14 protein-coding genes and 1 other RNA gene are annotated in these 17,290 nt (G+C 33.2%); 8 read left to right on the top strand and 7 right to left on the bottom strand.

Annotated features, from left to right (window positions below; translation table 11 throughout):
- Positions 1-138: 138 nt before the first annotated feature.
- Positions 139-432: an SH3 domain-containing protein gene (locus HYN56_RS21790; protein ID WP_091493065.1), complete on the bottom strand. Its 294-nt coding sequence runs from the start codon at positions 430-432 to the stop codon at positions 139-141.
- Between the two features lie 124 nt (positions 433-556).
- Here HYN56_RS21790 and rnpB point away from each other — a divergent pair.
- The 3 genes from rnpB to HYN56_RS21775 all read left to right on the top strand — a co-directional run bounded on the left by rnpB (position 557) and on the right by HYN56_RS21775 (position 3,187).
- An RNA gene (gene rnpB, locus HYN56_RS21785) (RNase P RNA component class A) lies at positions 557-886 on the top strand.
- A gap of 31 nt (positions 887-917) precedes the next feature.
- Complete coding sequence (locus HYN56_RS21780; protein ID WP_109194123.1) at positions 918-2,168, top strand: cation:dicarboxylate symporter family transporter; 1,251 nt, start codon at positions 918-920, stop codon at positions 2,166-2,168.
- Between the two features lie 101 nt (positions 2,169-2,269).
- Positions 2,270-3,187, top strand: coding sequence for a ketopantoate reductase family protein (locus HYN56_RS21775; protein ID WP_109194122.1), 918 nt, complete (start codon positions 2,270-2,272; stop codon positions 3,185-3,187).
- A 179-nt stretch (positions 3,188-3,366) separates the two neighbouring features.
- On the opposite strand, the gene HYN56_RS21770 is transcribed toward HYN56_RS21775, so the two are convergent.
- Positions 3,367-3,561, bottom strand: coding sequence for a hypothetical protein (locus HYN56_RS21770; protein ID WP_068845681.1), 195 nt, complete (start codon positions 3,559-3,561; stop codon positions 3,367-3,369).
- Between the two features lie 193 nt (positions 3,562-3,754).
- Between HYN56_RS21770 and HYN56_RS21765 the strand changes: the two genes are divergently transcribed.
- Positions 3,755-4,306, top strand: a complete 552-nt coding sequence (locus HYN56_RS21765; protein ID WP_109194121.1) for a hypothetical protein — start codon at positions 3,755-3,757, stop codon at positions 4,304-4,306.
- Positions 4,307-4,338: 32 nt separating this feature from the next.
- Here the strand turns inward: HYN56_RS21765 and HYN56_RS21760 are convergent, their stop codons facing one another.
- Together HYN56_RS21760 and HYN56_RS21755 are read right to left on the bottom strand one after the other, a co-directional pair.
- A complete protein-coding gene (locus HYN56_RS21760; RefSeq protein ID WP_109194120.1) occupies positions 4,339-5,028 on the bottom strand; it encodes a response regulator transcription factor in 690 nt (229 codons plus the stop codon).
- Positions 5,029-5,038: 10 nt separating this feature from the next.
- Positions 5,039-6,397 carry a sensor histidine kinase gene (locus tag HYN56_RS21755; RefSeq protein ID WP_109194119.1) on the bottom strand — a complete coding sequence of 453 codons (1,359 nt, stop codon included), beginning with the start codon at positions 6,395-6,397 and terminating at the stop codon, positions 5,039-5,041.
- 284 nt (positions 6,398-6,681) lie between these two features.
- Between HYN56_RS21755 and HYN56_RS21750 the strand changes: the two genes are divergently transcribed.
- The gene (locus HYN56_RS21750) at positions 6,682-8,799 is read left to right on the top strand and encodes an outer membrane beta-barrel family protein (RefSeq protein WP_109194118.1); all 2,118 of its coding nucleotides are present in this window, start codon (positions 6,682-6,684) and stop codon (positions 8,797-8,799) included.
- 83 nt (positions 8,800-8,882) lie between these two features.
- Here HYN56_RS21750 and HYN56_RS21745 read toward each other — a convergent pair whose 3' ends face one another.
- Together HYN56_RS21745 and HYN56_RS21740 are read right to left on the bottom strand one after the other, a co-directional pair.
- Positions 8,883-9,488 carry an RsmD family RNA methyltransferase gene (locus tag HYN56_RS21745; protein WP_109194117.1) on the bottom strand — a complete coding sequence of 202 codons (606 nt, stop codon included), beginning with the start codon at positions 9,486-9,488 and terminating at the stop codon, positions 8,883-8,885.
- The gene (locus HYN56_RS21740; RefSeq protein WP_109194116.1) at positions 9,485-10,306 is read right to left on the bottom strand and encodes a DUF3822 family protein; all 822 of its coding nucleotides are present in this window, start codon (positions 10,304-10,306) and stop codon (positions 9,485-9,487) included. The genes HYN56_RS21745 and HYN56_RS21740 overlap by 4 nt, the downstream gene beginning before the upstream one ends.
- Positions 10,307-10,604: 298 nt before the next feature.
- Here HYN56_RS21740 and HYN56_RS21735 point away from each other — a divergent pair, with 298 nt between their 5' ends.
- The 3 genes from HYN56_RS21735 (at position 10,605) to kdsB (ending at position 14,454) form a co-directional block, all read left to right on the top strand.
- Positions 10,605-12,014, top strand: a complete 1,410-nt coding sequence (locus HYN56_RS21735) for an ATP-dependent DNA helicase (protein WP_109194115.1) — start codon at positions 10,605-10,607, stop codon at positions 12,012-12,014.
- 688 nt (positions 12,015-12,702) lie between these two features.
- On the top strand, positions 12,703-13,515 hold the full coding sequence (locus HYN56_RS21730; RefSeq protein WP_109194114.1) for a class I SAM-dependent methyltransferase: 813 nt from the start codon (positions 12,703-12,705) through the stop codon (positions 13,513-13,515).
- A 204-nt stretch (positions 13,516-13,719) separates the two neighbouring features.
- Positions 13,720-14,454 carry a 3-deoxy-manno-octulosonate cytidylyltransferase gene (gene kdsB, locus HYN56_RS21725; protein WP_109194113.1) on the top strand — a complete coding sequence of 245 codons (735 nt, stop codon included), beginning with the start codon at positions 13,720-13,722 and terminating at the stop codon, positions 14,452-14,454.
- Positions 14,455-14,724: 270 nt separating this feature from the next.
- On the opposite strand, the gene HYN56_RS21720 is transcribed toward kdsB, so the two are convergent.
- Positions 14,725-17,136 carry an alpha-ketoacid dehydrogenase subunit alpha/beta gene (locus HYN56_RS21720; RefSeq protein WP_109194112.1) on the bottom strand — a complete coding sequence of 804 codons (2,412 nt, stop codon included), beginning with the start codon at positions 17,134-17,136 and terminating at the stop codon, positions 14,725-14,727.
- Between the last annotated feature and the right edge of the window lie 154 nt (positions 17,137-17,290).

The following is a 17,290-nucleotide window of genomic DNA, read 5'->3' as shown; positions in this document are numbered from 1 at the left end:
CCGTAAGTAGCTCGCCAAAGACTGGTGATTTTATTTGTGGAAATCCTTCGTTACTCGGGAAGACGTAGGTTGTGATTACTTCTCTTTTAACTACTCCATGCATTTTTTATTTCATTGAAAAAATTTTCTAACTAAAAACTACCTTCCTTTAATACTTAATTGAAATAAAAACTGCGCCGTTTCCTGATCTGAATCTGCTGAAAAACCAGCTACATACACTCCTTTTTTGCCGCTAACAGACCTAATTCCGTATACAACTGCCTCATCCGCCGGGTCCGATTCCCCTTCGTATCGATACACATGAACAATTTCAAATTTCTCAGGATTTTTTTTAATCAGGTCAGCATTTCGATTAAAATCACATGTAAATCCTTTTTCATTCAATTGATCTAAAGCCTTTGAAACAGTTGCGTAATGATACATTCTTCTCATGATAACTGAATTTAAAAATTATAGAATCTTAAAGATAACTATTTTAAAATTAAAAAGTTAGGATAAACTCCATAAAACTGAAATTTAAAATCATTATTGTTAGTTTATAAAGTGTTACTTTTGCACCGCAGACCGCCTTATCGTCGTCCGCCGCGGCGGAGGGAGGAAAGTCCGGACACCATAGAGAAGCATAGCGGGTAACGCCCGTCGGCTCCGATTTATCGGAGTTAGGACAAGTGCAGCAGAAAGTATGTACAGGTAATGCTGTAGTGAAACCAGGTAAACTCTATGCGGTGAAATACCAAGTATATCGGCATTTAAGGGCTTCTCGTTCGTTGCCGAAGGGTAGGTAGATTGAGTCCCGAAGTAATTCGGGATCTAGATAAATGATAAGGTATTGTTTTGTTGCAAAATGAGACAAGAACAGAATCCGGCTTACAGGTCTGCATTTTTTTTATATTTGTGAAACTAACTAACCACATTTCATGAATATAAGTACTCCAAATTCTCCTTCAAAAAACAATAAAAGTATTCTTAAAACCATACTGACCAATCTAACTTTTTGGGTTCTTGTTTCAATTATTGTTGGAATTTTACTCGGACATTTTTCGCCTGAAAATGGTGTAAAAATGGAAGTCTTAGGAAAAAGATTTGTTGATTTAATTAAGCTTTTTATTGGCCCGATTATTTTCCTGACGATTGTTCTAGGAATTTCCGGAATGGGAAACCTGAAAAAAGTCGGAAGAATTGGTATTAAAGCATTAACCTATTTTGAAGTGGTTTCTACTGTTGCATTGGCAATTGGTGTTGCGGTTGCTTATTTGTTTCAACCCGGAAAAGTAGATAAGTCTAAATTAACTTTAGGAGATGCAAGTCAATATACAAATGCGAGTGCAAAGGATTTTTCATGGCTCGAATTCTTCTTGTCCAATTTTACTTTACAGGTTTTATTAGCGGCTATAGTCTGCGGAATTGCTTTGAACTTTTATCAAAAAAGAGAACAGACGATTTTGGTTTTGGAACGTTTTTCTAAAGTGGTTTTTACCTGTTTAAAATATGTCATGTATCTCGCCCCAATTGGTGCTTTTGGAGGAATGGCTTATACAATTGGAAAGTTTGGATTACAGACTTTGATTCCGCTGGGAAAATTGATGCTTTGTGTTTATTTAACAATGGCACTTTTTGTGTTCCTAATTTTAGGAAGTATCTTGAAATACTATAAAATCAGTATTCTTTCGATTCTAAAATATATTAAAGAAGAACTTTTGCTGGTTTTGGGAACTTCATCTTCAGAAGCTGCTTTACCAAGTATTATGGTCAAACTGGAAAGAATGGGATGTAGTAAATCGGTTGTTGGTTTGGTAATTCCAACTGGATATTCTTTTAATTTGGATGGGACTTCGATTTATCTGTCAATGTCAGTGATATTTTTAGCGCAATTGTATGATGTGCATTTGAGTTTCTTCGAAATTTTAACAGTAATCGGAATCTTAATGATTACCTCAAAAGGCGCTGCAGGCGTTACGGGAAGCGGTTTTATCGTCTTAGCTTCAACTCTGACAGCGCTCCATAAAATTCCGGTCGAAGGTTTGGCATTCTTGTTAGGAGTTGATAAATTTATGAGCGAAGCCAGAGCCATTACAAACCTGATTGGAAATACGGTGGCAACGATTATTATTTCGAAAACAGAAAGGGATTTCACAGAGCTGAATCTGGATCCTGTTATGGACGAATAATGAGATACACAGATAAAGCGGATTCGCTATCGCGAAAACACTGATTTTTAACTGATTTTTTTATTTGAATTTGGAGTTTGGAATTTTTTAAATTGGAATTTATGAAGAAAATAGGAATCTTAGGACTTGGCGGTGTCGGAGGTTACTTCGGCGGACTTTTAGCGAAAGCGTATTTTAAATCAGATGAGATTGAGATTGTTTTTATCGCACGCGGAGAAACACAAAAAGCAATAAAAGAAAACGGATTAAAGATTGTTACAGACGATTCCGAAACAATTGTTCATCCCAATTTAGTTTCAAATAATCCGGAAGAAATTGGTAAACTCGATTATCTTATTTGCGCGACGAAAACTTATGATATTGAAGAAAGCCTCATATCTTTAAAAGATTGTATCAAAAAAGAAACGTTGATTCTGCCTTTGTACAATGGAGTCGACGCACAGGAAAGAATTCAGAAATTATATCCGGAAAATGAAGTTTTACAAGGTTGTGTTTACATCATTTCGATGATTTTTTCGCCGGGAACCATTCGTAAAATTGGATTTTATGAAAAGCTTTTCTTTGGGTCCAAAACGGCTTCTGCTTCTCAATTAGAAGAATTACAAGATATTCTTCAAAAAGCAAAAATCGAAAGTCATTTGGTTAAAAATATAGAAGAAACCGTTTGGGAGAAGTTTATTTTTATTTCGGCTTTAGCAACGGCAACTTCCTATCTGAATCAGAATATTGGAGAAATTTTAAAAAACGCAGATTCAAAAGTGATATATATAGAATTACTTCATGAAATTGAAGACCTAGCGTTGGCGAAAGGTTTGAAAATGCCAAGAGATATTGTTTCGCAAACCATTATAAAGCTGGAAAAATCTCCGAAAGAAGCGACTTCCTCCATGCACAGAGATTTACAGGCAGGCAAAAATACCGAAGCTATTTCGTTAACTCAGTTTGTAGTAAACGAAGGAAAAAAATACGGTGTAAAAACGCCTCTTTATGAAAAGATTGCTCGTGTCTTAGTAAAGTAATTTTTTATTGTAGTACTGAAAAATTGCTCGCAAAGTCGCAAAGTCGCAAAGTCGCAAAGTCGCAAAGTTTTTGATTTTAAATTATTAAACCTTTGCGACTTTGCGACTTTGCGAGATTAAAAAATAACTTTGTGTCTTAGCGCCTTTGTGGCAAAAAAATAGCGCCTTTATAGTATATCTTAACTTTCATCTTTCGTCGCGCGAACCAAACTGATTCCTGATGTAAAAAAGACGATTCCTAATATTCCGTAAATAATCAGTGATTTGATATCTCTGGTTTCTCCAGATGTGCCGGCAAAAATAACGGCAGTATAAATAAGTCCTACAATTCCGAGGATTGTCAGCAATCCACCGAAAAATCTTTTTAGGTTCATGATGTTAGATTTTAAAGTTTATGTCAAATTTAAAATCATAAACTTTAATAGTTGTTATACAATTGTTTAGTAAAATTATATGATTTTCAGTGTTTAAAAACTGATTTCAAAGTTGTAAGAAAATAAATTAAGTTTTAATAGGATAATATACTTTTAAAGCTATTTTTGTCGCAATCAATTTAACTAACCAATAATGAGAAAAAACTACCTATTATTAATTCTTTTCGTTCTTTTTATTAATGCTGTAAAAGCACAGGAAGACGCTCCGGTTTCTGTAGTAAAACATCAGTTTAAGATTAACCCTTTACTTTCTCCGGGCTTTGTTTACGAATATGGATTTTCTGCGAAAAACACACTTTATTCAGAATTTAGTACGATAATTGGTTATCGCCATAACAGTTATTATGATGAATCAACCTGGTATTTTATCCCTAGAATTAGCGAACAATTCAGACATTATTATAATTTGGAAAAAAGGGCTGCCAAAGGTAAAAGGACAGATCATAATTCAGGAAACTTTGTCGCATTGTATACTGATTACAGTTTTCAATCCATTTCAACTAATAAGTTATTTAGCGAATATTGTCCTTCTTTTTCTGTTGGACCAGTTTGGGGAATTCAAAGAACTTATAAAAGAAAGTTGAATATCGATTTAAATTTAGGTGTGGGCGTTACTACAGATCGAAATGAAACGGAAGTACTTCCTATTGCAAACTTTACATTAGGCTGGGTTATTGGAAAATAACTTAGAATTTAAAATAGAAAAACCTTGATTTATCAAGGTTTTTCTATTTTAAATTCTAAGCCAATATTACGGACACTTTCAATTTTGATTTTAGGATCTGAATTGAAATATTTTCTAAGTCGGCTAATAAAAACATCCATGCTTCGTCCTGAGAAATAATCGTCTTTTTTCCATACAGACATTAAAATTTGGTCTCTTTTTAAAAGCTGATTGTGATTTAGATATAAATACTCAATAAGAGAAGCTTCCATTTCCGTAAGCTGTTGAACGTGATTTTTATTATTAAGAGTTAATCGTTCATTGTCAAAAATATACGAACCAATTTCAATGGTGTTATTTCCTTCCAGACTTCTCTTTTGCTCGATTCTTTTCAGGATATTTTGCAAACGTAAAACCAGTTCATCCACTTCAAAAGGTTTTACGATATAATCGTCTGCGCCTAGTTTTAGACCAATAAGTTTGTCTTCTTTTAACTTTCTTGCGGTTAAGAAAATAAAAGGAATTTCAGGATTGATTGTAATCATTTTTTCAGCCAGTGAAAACCCGTCCAGTTTGGGCATCATGACATCGAGAATACAAATATCAAAAGTTTGATCTTTAAAATAGTCTAAAGCTATTTCGCCATTTTCTGCCCAGGTAACTTCAAATTGATTCAGTTCTAAATATTGTTTTAAAATAGAAGCAAAATCAAAATCGTCTTCGGCTAAAAGTAATTTTTTCAAAATAAGGGATTTAAACTTTTAATAAAATGGTAAACTCGGTTCCTTTTCCTAAATCGCTGATCACATTAATAGTACCCTGATGCGCTTTTACAATTTGAGAAACATAATACAATCCGAGACCTAAACCTTTAGTATTGTGCAGATTTCCTTGTTCAACACGGTAGAATTTTTCAAAAAGAAGCGATTGTTTGTTTTTTGCAATTCCAATTCCGTCATCTTCAATACTTATAGAAAACTGATTTTCGATAATTTTTGTTTTAACGGTTATCGTATTAGAACCATATTTCACAGCATTTTCTAGAATATTCAGAAATGCCGTTGTGAGATGAAATCGGTCTAAAATTAATATTGTTTTTTCAGTCTGGAAATCTGTTTTTAAATCGATTTTTGGAAACGTAATTTTAAAATCATTTACAATAGAAAGCAAAAAATCTTCTGTTTCGATTTTTTCTTTTTGTAATTCGATTTCATTTTCTGCTAACGAATTGGCCATAACCTGATCTATCAAACTCTGTAAACGATTATTCTGACGCGAAATGGTATTGACAATGGCATTAAAGTTTTCTTCGTTTTCGCGAATGTTCTTCTGCTCTAAAATCTTTGTAGAAATCCCTAAAGTGGCAAGAGGCGTTTTTAGTTCGTGTGTAATATTATTGATGAAATCTGTTTTAACATCGCTTACTTTCTTTTGTTTAATTAAAGCTTTCAAAGCAATAACAAACAGTGTAATTAAAGTCAGGATCGAAAATAAAGAAAGAATCAGGATAAAAGTCATTCTTCTCAAAATAATCATTTCCCAATCAATAACAGAAACGTACATCGAGTCTTCGGTCAATAATTGATATTCTTCGTTTTCATAAATTCCATTCGTTGTTCCAACATAATTTCGAACCAGAAAAGCATGATTTAAAGAAGCCAGATTTCCGTATAATTTATTCTGGATAAAAGGTTTTTCAGAGAAAATGGTATCAGCTTTTTTTTCGTTTTTATATAAAATAAATTTGTTTAAAACGATGGCGAAATCAATTTTAAAATTCGGTAAATCTCTTTCAAATTTTCTTTGAATTTCCTTTGTTAAAGCACTTTGATAATCATTTTTTAAAACACCAACTTTAATATCCAGTTTAGAATTTTTTCCTTTAATATAATTCTCAGAAAGACTTTTATAAAGTGCTTCCTTTTTAGCAACCAAAGCAGAATCGATATCGCTGTAATTATTTGTGATTTGAGCGATTTCATTTTTAATCTGGGTATGAAACTGCGCGACTTTGTATTCGTAAGCCGTTTTTACCAAATAACATTGTACGGTCATCAGCACGATAAGTGCGATTACGGAAAATGAGATTAATAAGTTGATTCTTTGTTTCATTGTTGTTTCAAATTGTAGCTTACAGATAACTCTGATTGAACAAGTTTTTAAAAATTATTTCCACAAAATTTTCTCCCGCAGATTTAGCTGATTTAGGAGATAAAAAATCTGCTCAATTTGCTAAATCTGCGAGAGATTTAAAAATCAATAGGCTAATTTTCTTCGTCAAAAATAATGTTTTTAAAGCATAAATAGCCCGTTAACTCCGCATTAACCTACCATTAACCTCCGCAATTGGTTTTTCAGAGCATTTTTGCACTGTCATAAACCAAAAAACGATAAAAATGAATATCTATCTGCCATTAAAACTTTTAATTGCACTTTTGCTTTTCTGTCTTTCATTTGTTGCTCAAGCGCAAAATGAAACGCCAAAAGATTCAATTTCTAATCAGGAGTTGAAAGAAGTTGTTGTAGCCCAAAACAAAAAGACTTTTACCAATACCAACGGAAATATAAAAGTCGATGTTGCCAATTCTGTTTATAATTCAATTCCCAATCCGGTTGATTTACTTTCGAAACTTCCAAATGTACAAGTGAGTGCAGATCGCGAAAGTATTTCGATTGTCGGAAAAGGAAATCCACTGATTTATATTGACAATCAAAAAGTAGGAATGAACGATTTAAATGCTCTTTCTGTTGATGATATCAAAACCATAGAGATTATTCAGAATCCGTCTTCGAAATACGAAGCCGAAGGTCGTGCAGTGATTTTGATTACCAGAAAATTAAGCAGGAAAGACGGTTTTAAAACGAATGTTTCTGAAACCGCTTCTTTCAAAAAAAACTATAATAATTATCTGGGTCTCAATTCTAGTTTTAAAAAGAATAAACTGGAATGGAAAGCTAATTTCAATTATAACAAATTACAACCTTGGGAAAACCACAGTATTGCTTATCAGATTCCGCAGGCAAATATAGTGTCAGATTATGATGTTTCGGCGGTTACTTACAGAAAAGAATATATTTTTGGTGGAGGGTTATTTTATAAAATTAATGAAGAAGATTATTTTTCTGTGAATGTAAATGGTAGAAGACGTAACGACACTTTTGATATCAATACATTTACTTTTAACAAAAATCACAACGAAGAAAATAACGTATACACCTTCAGTGATAATTCCAGTTCAAAGAATTTCATTAATTCGTTTGTCAATTATTCGAAGAAAATAAAAGCAATTGATACGAAACTGTTTGTTGGTCTTCAGGGTTCCAACTTTAATCAGGATTTGTGGAGTTTAGTGCAGAATAATTTTAATGAAACTGAACTGGAATTATCTCAGAATCGTAATCAAAAGTTTGATGTCGATGTATTTTCCTGTCGAATTGATTTGGAAAAAAAGTTTAAAAACGAATGGAACTGGGAATACGGCGGATTGTATTCTTCTGCCAAATCTAAATCGGATTATGATGTTTTTGATTATGATAAAAACGAAAACACCACTTTCGATTATCACTTTAAAGAAGCCAATTCGGCGGTATATACTCAGCTTTCAGGAAAAATTAAAAAAGTTGATTTTTCAGTCGGACTTAGACTGGAAAATACCAATGTCAGCGCAAAATACAGTACGGATAATGCTTTTTTGATTGATAAAAATTATACGAACCTTTTTCCAAAAGCGCAGTTGTCGTTTACAATCGACAGTACTAAAAGTCTAAGTGTCGATTATGCTAAAAGTATTTCAAGACCAAATTATTCGTCTTTAAGTATGATTGCGACTTACATCAATCCGTATTTTATTTATGGAAGTAATATCAATTTGGGACCGACTTATATAGATGTGATTTCAACTGTTTTCCAATATCACGATAAATCGGTAAAGCTGACTTTGTATCAAAACAAAAATCCGACGTATCAGGATTTTATATTTGATGATCAGAACAATGTTTTGACTTTTACAGAGAAAAATTTCCGAAAAGAATCCGGTTATAATATCGAATTTACATTGCCTTTCACTTATAAATTTTGGACAAATATGAATTCTTTAATTTTTGCAACCAACAAAATTGAAGATGATGCTGCAGCATTCAATTCATCCAAAACCTATTTGTATTACTATTCCAATAATACATTTAAACTTCCAAAAGATTTTACTTTTGTTTTGTCTTTTTGGGGTGCAACCAAACAAAAAGAGGGTGTTTTTGAACGAAATGCAAAATTGATTTTTGATCTTTCGCTGGCAAAATCATTTGGTAAAAACTGGACATGCACTTTGAATTATAATGATATTTTCAAGAATACTATTTATTCAGAACGTTTTACAATCAATACTATCAGTTCAAGAGCCAGATATTTGGTTGATGCTAATGAAGTTTCGATTACGCTCCGCTATTCTTTTGGAAAAATTAAAGAAAGTGAATTCAAAGAAAAAAGTGTCAATGAAAACGAAAACAGAATCAGATAGAAAGTAAATTCCAAAATAAAAAATTCCAAATTCCAAGCGTCAAATTGGAATTTGGAATTTTTAATTTTTGGAATTTGATAAAATTAACCTTCGTCTTCTTCAGGTTCTTTTTTTGTAGTATCGTGTGGTAATTCTTCATCGTCATCGGTTGAATTTAGTTCGAAGAAACTAAAAAAAGAACCGCCGTAGCTTTTCTGAAATGAAAAATTACTCATATGATCGAGTTTGGTATATTTAGAATGTTCAATAATCATCATTCCGTCTTCTTCCAATAAATCTCTTTCGAAAACTGTCAAAACGATTTTTTCAAAAGTCGCCTGATCCAATCCATAAGGAGGATCAGCAAAAATGATATCGTAAGTGGTTTTAGCATTGTCTAAAAACTTAAAAACATCACTTTTTGTCGCAGCGATATCAAAATCAAATTCTGATGAAACTTGTTTGATGAATTTTACGCAGCCGAAATCGCCATCTACAGACGTAATGGGTGCGCTTCCGCGTGAAGCGAATTCAAAACTGATATTGCCCGTTCCCGAAAACAAATCCAAAACCTTTAAGCTGTCAAAATTGAAATGATTGTTCAATACATTAAACAATGCTTCTTTACTCATATCAGTCGTAGGTCTTACAGGCAGATTTTTTGGCGGATTAATGCGGCGCCCTTTGTATTTTCCTGAAATGATTCTCATGATTGAAATAAGATATAATGTTTTTGATTTTGAGCTGTTGAAAAACTATTTTTTTCCTGAAGTTTAGAAACGTCAAGGAAAGAAATATGGCGAACATATTTGTAAGCAATCTGATAGAATGGATCATTTTCTGATATAGTTCCCAGAAATTCTAATCTAAAACTTTCCGGATTCATGCTTAATTGTTCTGCAGTAAACAAAATGTAATAAATAAAATCTTCCGGTGTCTGATATTCAAATGAATTAAACAATAAAAGCTTCTGATTCTGAACCACTATGATTTCAAAATTCCCGGGATTAAAATTGATGACCATTTTCTTTTCGTCATCATTACGGGAATTATCCAGCAGTTTTTCGACCAAAATAGTGTTGGCATGTCTGTAATTAAAAGATCCAACATTGTCAATCAGGAAATTATTGATATTCACATACGGAATATAAACAGAATTCATTTCGTAATTTGGAATTCGGTCAAAAGTAAAGAAATCAGTTTCAAATACTTTTGTCGTGTATTGCAGATAACTTCCAAGGTAATTTTCATCAAACAAAGCAGTCGGAACAAAAGTCGAAAGATTGTTGGTATGAATAACCATCACATCGTCATAATTACCTTTTAATTCAGGATTGTTCTTGAAGGCATCACTTAATAAATCTTCAATTTTAGCCGTTTTGTTTGAAGTATCAAATTTAATTTCTTTAAAAGAAGTAATGACATTATTTAAAGTATCAAAACAGCAATATGAAAATCCAGACAGTGAAACCTGAATAGAAAGTTTTTTGTAATTTTTTGAAGTAATGTTGGTGTTGTGTAATGACATAATTGATTTACAATTCGTTACCTGTTTTAAATCAAGAAAGAATTTAAGCGACCACAAACTTACAAATTAAAAAGGAACAATTATAATTGCAATTTCAAAAAACAATTCTGAAGTAAAGTTAGGAAGACGTTACATTACTATTAATTTTTTTGAACCATATAAGTAATGTCAGTCAATTTAAGTTGTTTGTTTTTAAATGAACTTATATTGCTTATATGGTTTGATTTTATTTTTGCTACTTACATTCTAATTGTTCTTCTCATTAAAAAAGGCGAACTTTGCGTTTCAAATTTTCCTTATGAATTCAGCACACTTTTACGGTATTTTACAAAAACGATTTCCTTTTGTTCCAACGCTTAAACAGGATATCTTTTTTCAAAAAATCGCTATTTTTTTAACCGAACCGCAAAACGACACTATTTTCGTTTTGAAGGGATATGCCGGAACAGGAAAAACGACTGTAATCTCTACGATTGTAAACAATTTGGGAGATATTAATAAGAAATACGTTTTGCTGGCACCAACTGGACGCGCGGCGAAAGTGATTTCAAATTATTCAAATACTCCAGCCTTTACGATTCATAAAAAAATATATTTCCCTAAAAAATCATCGGGTGGAGGAGTGGCTTTTACGAAACAGGTTAACAAACATAAAAACACCATTTTTATTGTCGATGAGGCTTCGATGATTTCAGACAGTACTTTAGACAGTGGTTCACTTTTGGATGATTTGATCAATTATGTGTATTCGGGGCAAAACTGTAAAATGCTTCTTTTGGGAGATACGGCTCAGCTTCCACCAGTTAATTTAGATGTGAGTCCGGCTTTGGATATTGATACTTTAGGGTTTCATTACAGCAAAGAAATTGAACATATCGAATTAGACGAAGTAATGCGTCAGGAAGAAAGTTCAGGGATTTTGTACAATGCTACGGAATTACGTGAATTACTGAAAGAGAGCTTTATCACTGAATTTCGATTTAATGTAAAAAAGTTTAAAGATATTGTCCGATTAACTGATGGTTACGATATTCAGGATGCAATTAATATGGCGTACAGCAATTATAGTATTGAAGATACAGCCTTTATCGTTCGTTCCAACAAAAGAGCCAATCAGTACAATGAACAAATCAGAAGCCGAATTTTATTTAAAGAAAGCGAACTTTCGGTTGGTGACTTTTTGATGGTGGTAAAGAATAATTATTTCTGGCTGAAAGAAACGGATGAAGCCGGATTTATTGCCAACGGTGATATTATTGAAGTTTTAGAATTATTTGGAATAAGAGAATTATACGGATTTACATTCGCGAAAGTAAAAATCAGAATGGTCGATTATCCGGATCAGAAACCTTTTGAGACGGTTTTGATTTTGGATACTTTAAAAAGCGAATCTCCTTCTTTAACTTACGAAGAATCAAATCGTCTGTATGAAGAAGTAATGAAGGATTACGAAGACGAACCAACGAAGTACAAGAGATTCCAAAAAGTAAAAGAAAACGAATATTTTAACGGACTTCAGGTTAAATTTTCGTACGCTATTACGTGTCATAAATCACAGGGAGGACAATGGAACACGGTTTTTGTAGAACAACCGTATTTACCAGACGGAATTGATCGTGATTATATTAGATGGCTTTATACTGCAATGACACGTGCCAAAAATAAGCTGTATTTGATAGGATTTAAGGACGAAAGTTTTGAGGAATAAAAACTTTAGCCACAGATTAAAAGGATTTTCACAGATTTTTTATTTTAAAAGCTTAGTATTGTGAAGATTCATAGATGCTTAGTTTTTTGTTTCTCGAAGATTTTGCAGATTTAACGGATTTTTTTATTGGTCGTTCGAATTAATAATCAGCTTAATCTGCGAGAAAATTTTAAAAGCATTGTTAGAAAATCTTTTTAATCCTTTTAATCTGTGGCAAAAAAAAACGTTTACAAAGTGAATATACTAAACGACTTACATTCAATTTCATCTTCGTTTTCAAACACAGATAAAATGTCGTTTCTGTTTTTAGGATATGGGAGCCCTATGAATGCAATTGAAGGATTGTTTTTCCTCATTTAGTTTAAAAAACTTCCGCAAACCAATACTTTTTTATGTGTATCGTCACAAAGGTGTTTTTAATTATCAATAGCGACGGTCTAAAAATTTATAATCTACACAATTTGTTTAAAAAATAAATTTGGTGAGATAGTAAAATGTTTCATCTAAATTTGTTTATTTTTGTATAACTAGTTGTTTGTCAGTTGATTGTTTGTTTTGTATCTTCTTTTTTAAGTAGTTTTTTAAATGCCTTTTAGGATTAACTGGTGATAATTTAAAAAATGATAGAAGATGTTTACAAATTAAGCAAGAGTGCGGCATCAGCACTATAATCACTGATAAAACTAACATGAATCCAAACAAAGCATTATGGGAAAAAGGCGATTTTACACGCGTGGCAGAATCTATGAGAGAAAGCGGTGCGGAATTGGTTGCCAAAATTGGAATTAAAGAAAACAGTGACGTTTTAGATCTCGGCTGTGGCGATGGTACCACCGCAATACCTTCGGCAAAATTAGGCGCCAATGTTTTAGGTGTTGATATAGCAAGAAATTTAGTTGAAGCGGGTAATCTTCGGGCAAAAAAGGAAGGATTGGACAATATTGTATTTCAAGAAGGTGACGCAACCGATCTGAATGAATTAAAAAATCAGTCTTTCGATGTTACGATGAGCATTTTTGGAGCAATGTTTGCCCCAAAACCTTTTGATGTTGCTAAAGAAATGGTTCGTGTTACACGACCTGGAGGTAAAATTATTATGGGAAATTGGATACCCGGAGACCCAACACTGATTGCACAAATCCTGAAGATTAGTGCTGAATTTACACCACCGCCTCCTGAGGGTTTTATAAGTCCGATGCTTTGGGGGATTGAGGATAACGTGATTGAAAGATTCACAAATGCGGGTGTTCCTAAAGAAAATATTTCTTTTGAGAGAGATACCTTTACATTTAAAGCAGCATTCCCGCCTTCGGAGTGGCTAAATCGATTAAAAACTTATTATGGTCCCACCATGAATGCTTTTGAAGCTGCTGAACAAAATGGAAAAACTTCTGATTTGTATGCTAAACTTGGAGAATTAGTTAACAGTCAAAACAAAAGTAATGACACAAATTCTACATTAATTCCTGCAACTTATCTTCGTGTTACAGTTTTTGTTTGATTTCTTACCTTAATAAATAAGACGAATAATCAATCGATGTATTGTTTGCTGGTAAATAGAAAATTCCTGAACACGATTTTCATCCTTTACAGAAATATAAAAACAGAGAATTTAAAAGTAATTTTTGCATATTTGCAAACACTTAAAACCAGTGAAAATTAAATTACTAAATTTTGAGTTTTTTTAACTCAGTAAAATATAAGAATGAAAATAATAGCAGTAATTCCAGCCAGATATGCTTCAACCCGTTTTCCGGCAAAACTGATGCAGGATTTAGGAGGTAAAACAATAATTCTGAGAACCTATGAAGCTGCGGTTTCGACAAAACTATTCGACGATGTTTTTGTAGTAACCGATTCTGATTTGATTTTTGATGAAATCGTTTCAAATGGTGGAAAAGCCATTATGAGCATCAAAGAGCATGAATCTGGAAGTGACAGAATTGCTGAAGCTATCGCAGATCTTGATGTTGATATTGTGGTAAATGTTCAGGGTGATGAGCCTTTTACGGAAGCGGAACCTTTAGCTGAGGTTTTGTCAGTTTTTAAAAATGATCCGGACAGAAAAATCGATTTGGCTTCGTTAATGCGTGAAATTACAAATGTAGACGAAATAAATAATCCAAACAATGTAAAAGTGGTGGTAGATCAATCGCAGTTTGCATTGTATTTTTCAAGATCTGTAATTCCGTATCCGAGAGAGAAAAATGTTGGAGTAAGATATTTTCAGCATATCGGAATCTATGCTTTTAGAAAACAGGCTTTATTAGACTTTTACAGCCTTCCTATGAAAACTTTAGAAGCTTCAGAGAAATTGGAACAGCTGAGATATTTAGAATTCGGAAAACGCATTAAAATGGTCGAAACTAAACATGTCGGAATTGGTATCGATACGGCTGAAGATCTAGAGCGAGCTAGAGCGATGTTGAAAGATCTTTAATTCGTGATATAGAACGCAGATGAAACGGATTCGCTTTCGCGAAAGCGCGGATTGACACGGATTTTTATTTTAATATAATGTTTAAACGGATTTTTTGTCATTTCGACCGAAGAGAGAAATCGCACTAGTAACTCCACACAGGATGTCGCCAATCTTTGTAGAATTTCGAGTGTGATTTCTCGTTCCTCGAAATGACAAAATTTATGTGTAAAAATAAAAAAAAACTCCAAAAATCTTGGAGCTTTTTTACTATCTAAAACCTTCTAAATCTTAGTATAAACTAGGAAATTTAGAAGGATTAACTTCATGCATCATTCCATAAATTTTCTCGAAGATATCTTCAGCAGAAGGTTTTGAGAAATAATCACCGTCAGTTCCGTATGCTGGTCTGTGTGCTTTTGCAGCAAGAGTCTGCGGTTTGCTGTCCAAATATTTATAAGCGTCTTGTTCTTCCAGAATCTGCTGTAAGATAAATGCTGAAGCACCACCAGGAACATCTTCATCAATAACTAAAAGACGATTCGTTTTTGCGATACTTTTCACAATATCTTTATTGATGTCGAATGGAAGTAAAGACTGAATGTCAATTATTTCACAGTCAATTCCTAATTCTAATAACTCATTAGCTGCTTGCTGTACCAAACGTAATGTTGATCCGTAAGAAACTAAAGTAATATCGGCACCTTCTTTTAAAGTTTCTACAACTCCAATAGGTGTTTTAAATTCACCAAAATTTAGAGGTGTTTTTTCTTTTAATCTGTAACCGTTTAAACATTCAATAACAAGAGCAGGTTCATCACATTCTAACAAAGTGTTATAGAAACCGGCCGCTTGTGTCATATCTCTTGGAACCAACACATGAATTCCACGAATCGCGTTGATAATCATTCCCATTGGAGAGCCAGAATGCCAGATTCCTTCCAAACGGTGTCCGCGGGTTCTAATGATTAATGGTGCTTTTTGTTTTCCAACAGTTCTATATTGTAATGTAGCTAAATCGTCACTCATGATTTGAATAGCGTACAATAAATAATCTAAGTATTGAATTTCTGCAATAGGACGTAAACCTCTCAATGCCATTCCGATTCCCTGTCCAATAATGGTAGCTTCACGAATTCCGACATCAGCAACACGAAGTTCTCCGTATTTTTCCTGCATTCCTTCCAAACCTTGATTTACGTCTCCGATGTTTCCAACATCTTCACCGAAAATTAAAGTTTCAGGATATTTTGCAAATAACGCATCAAAATTATCACGAAGAATCATTCTTCCATCTAAATCCGGCTTTGCATTTTCTGCATATTCAGGAAGTACTTTTTCAACAGAAAATACATTTTGAGCAGACTCAGAATGCTGATTACTGCTGAACTTTTCCTGAGTTTCGGTTATAAATCTTGTAATCCAGTTTGAAAGTAGAACTTTGCTGTTTGGAACTTCAATAAAACGAAGAATTTTTCTAGCATAAACTAATAATTCCTTTTTTAAAGGCGCTTTAATCGCGGCTAATTCAGAAATTAATTTTTTAATTCTTTCTTTATGATTGATGCTTGCTTCTGCAATTTGTCCTAATAATTCAAGAAGGTTTTTCTGTTCCTCAATAATTGGATTGATGAATGAATTCCAAGCTTCTTTTTTAGCCTCTAAAACATGTTTCTTTAATTCGAAATCAAGTTCAGAAAGCTCTTCCGGAGAAGCAATATTGATGGCAATCATCCACAAACGCATTTGGCGGATACAGTCATAATCTTTTTCCCAAGCCAGTCTTTCTGCACTTTTATAACGTTCGTGAGAACCAGAAGTAGAGTGGCCCTGAGGCTGTGTCAATTCGCTTACGTGAATTAAAACCGGAATATGTTCTTCTCTTGCAATAGCTCCGGCTCTTTCATAAGTCGAAATCAATTCTGCATAATCCCAGCCTTTTACTCTAAAGATTTCATAACCTTTAGCGTCTTCATCGCGCTGGTATCCTTTTAAAATTTCAGAGATATTTTCTTTAGTCGTCTGGTGTTTTGCGTGAACCGAAATTCCGTATTCATCGTCCCAAACACTCATTACCATTGGTACCTGTAAAACTCCTGCAGCATTTATGGTTTCAAAAAATAAACCTTCAGAAGTACTGGCATTACCAATAGTTCCCCAAGCTACTTCATCACCATTAACAGAGAATTTGTCTTTGATTGTTATTCCATCAACATTTCTGTAAATCTTAGAAGCCTGCGCTAATCCCAATAATCTTGGCATTTGTCCTGCAGTTGGCGATATATCTGAGCTTGAATTTTTTTGTTTTGTTAAGTCTTTCCAGGAACCGTCTTCGTTTAAACTGTGTGTTACAAAGTGTCCTCCCATTTGTCTTCCAGCAGACATTGGATCGAAAGCTAAATCAGTATGACCATATAAACCGGCAAAGAACTGTTTTGCATCCAATTCGCCAATAGCCATCATAAAAGTCTGATCGCGATAGTATCCAGAACGGAAATCCCCGTTTTTAAAAGCCTTGGCCATTGCCAGCTGCGGAACTTCTTTTCCGTCGCCAAAAATTCCAAATTTAGCTTTTCCTGTTAATACCTCTTTTCGACCTAATAGACTACATTCGCGGCTTATTACAGCAGTTCTGTAGTCATTCAATACCTCAGTTTTGAAATCTTCAAATGTCAATGTAGTATTGTTTATTTCTTTTATCATAATCTTGAAGGGTCATGTTTATGTCGCGAAATTACTTAAAAACAATCAATAATCATAATTCTTTAAACTAAATATAATTTAATTATTTGTATTTAAAATCAAAAAATGGTGTATTTTTTTTATTGTGTTTCTATGTAAAATTTAAATTTTTTGA

The sequence above is a fragment of the Flavobacterium crocinum genome, assembly GCF_003122385.1.
Taxonomy (GTDB): Bacteria; Bacteroidota; Bacteroidia; order Flavobacteriales; family Flavobacteriaceae; genus Flavobacterium; species Flavobacterium crocinum.
Note: the sequence above shows the minus strand (reverse complement) of the source record. Positions and strands in the feature narration are given on the sequence as shown.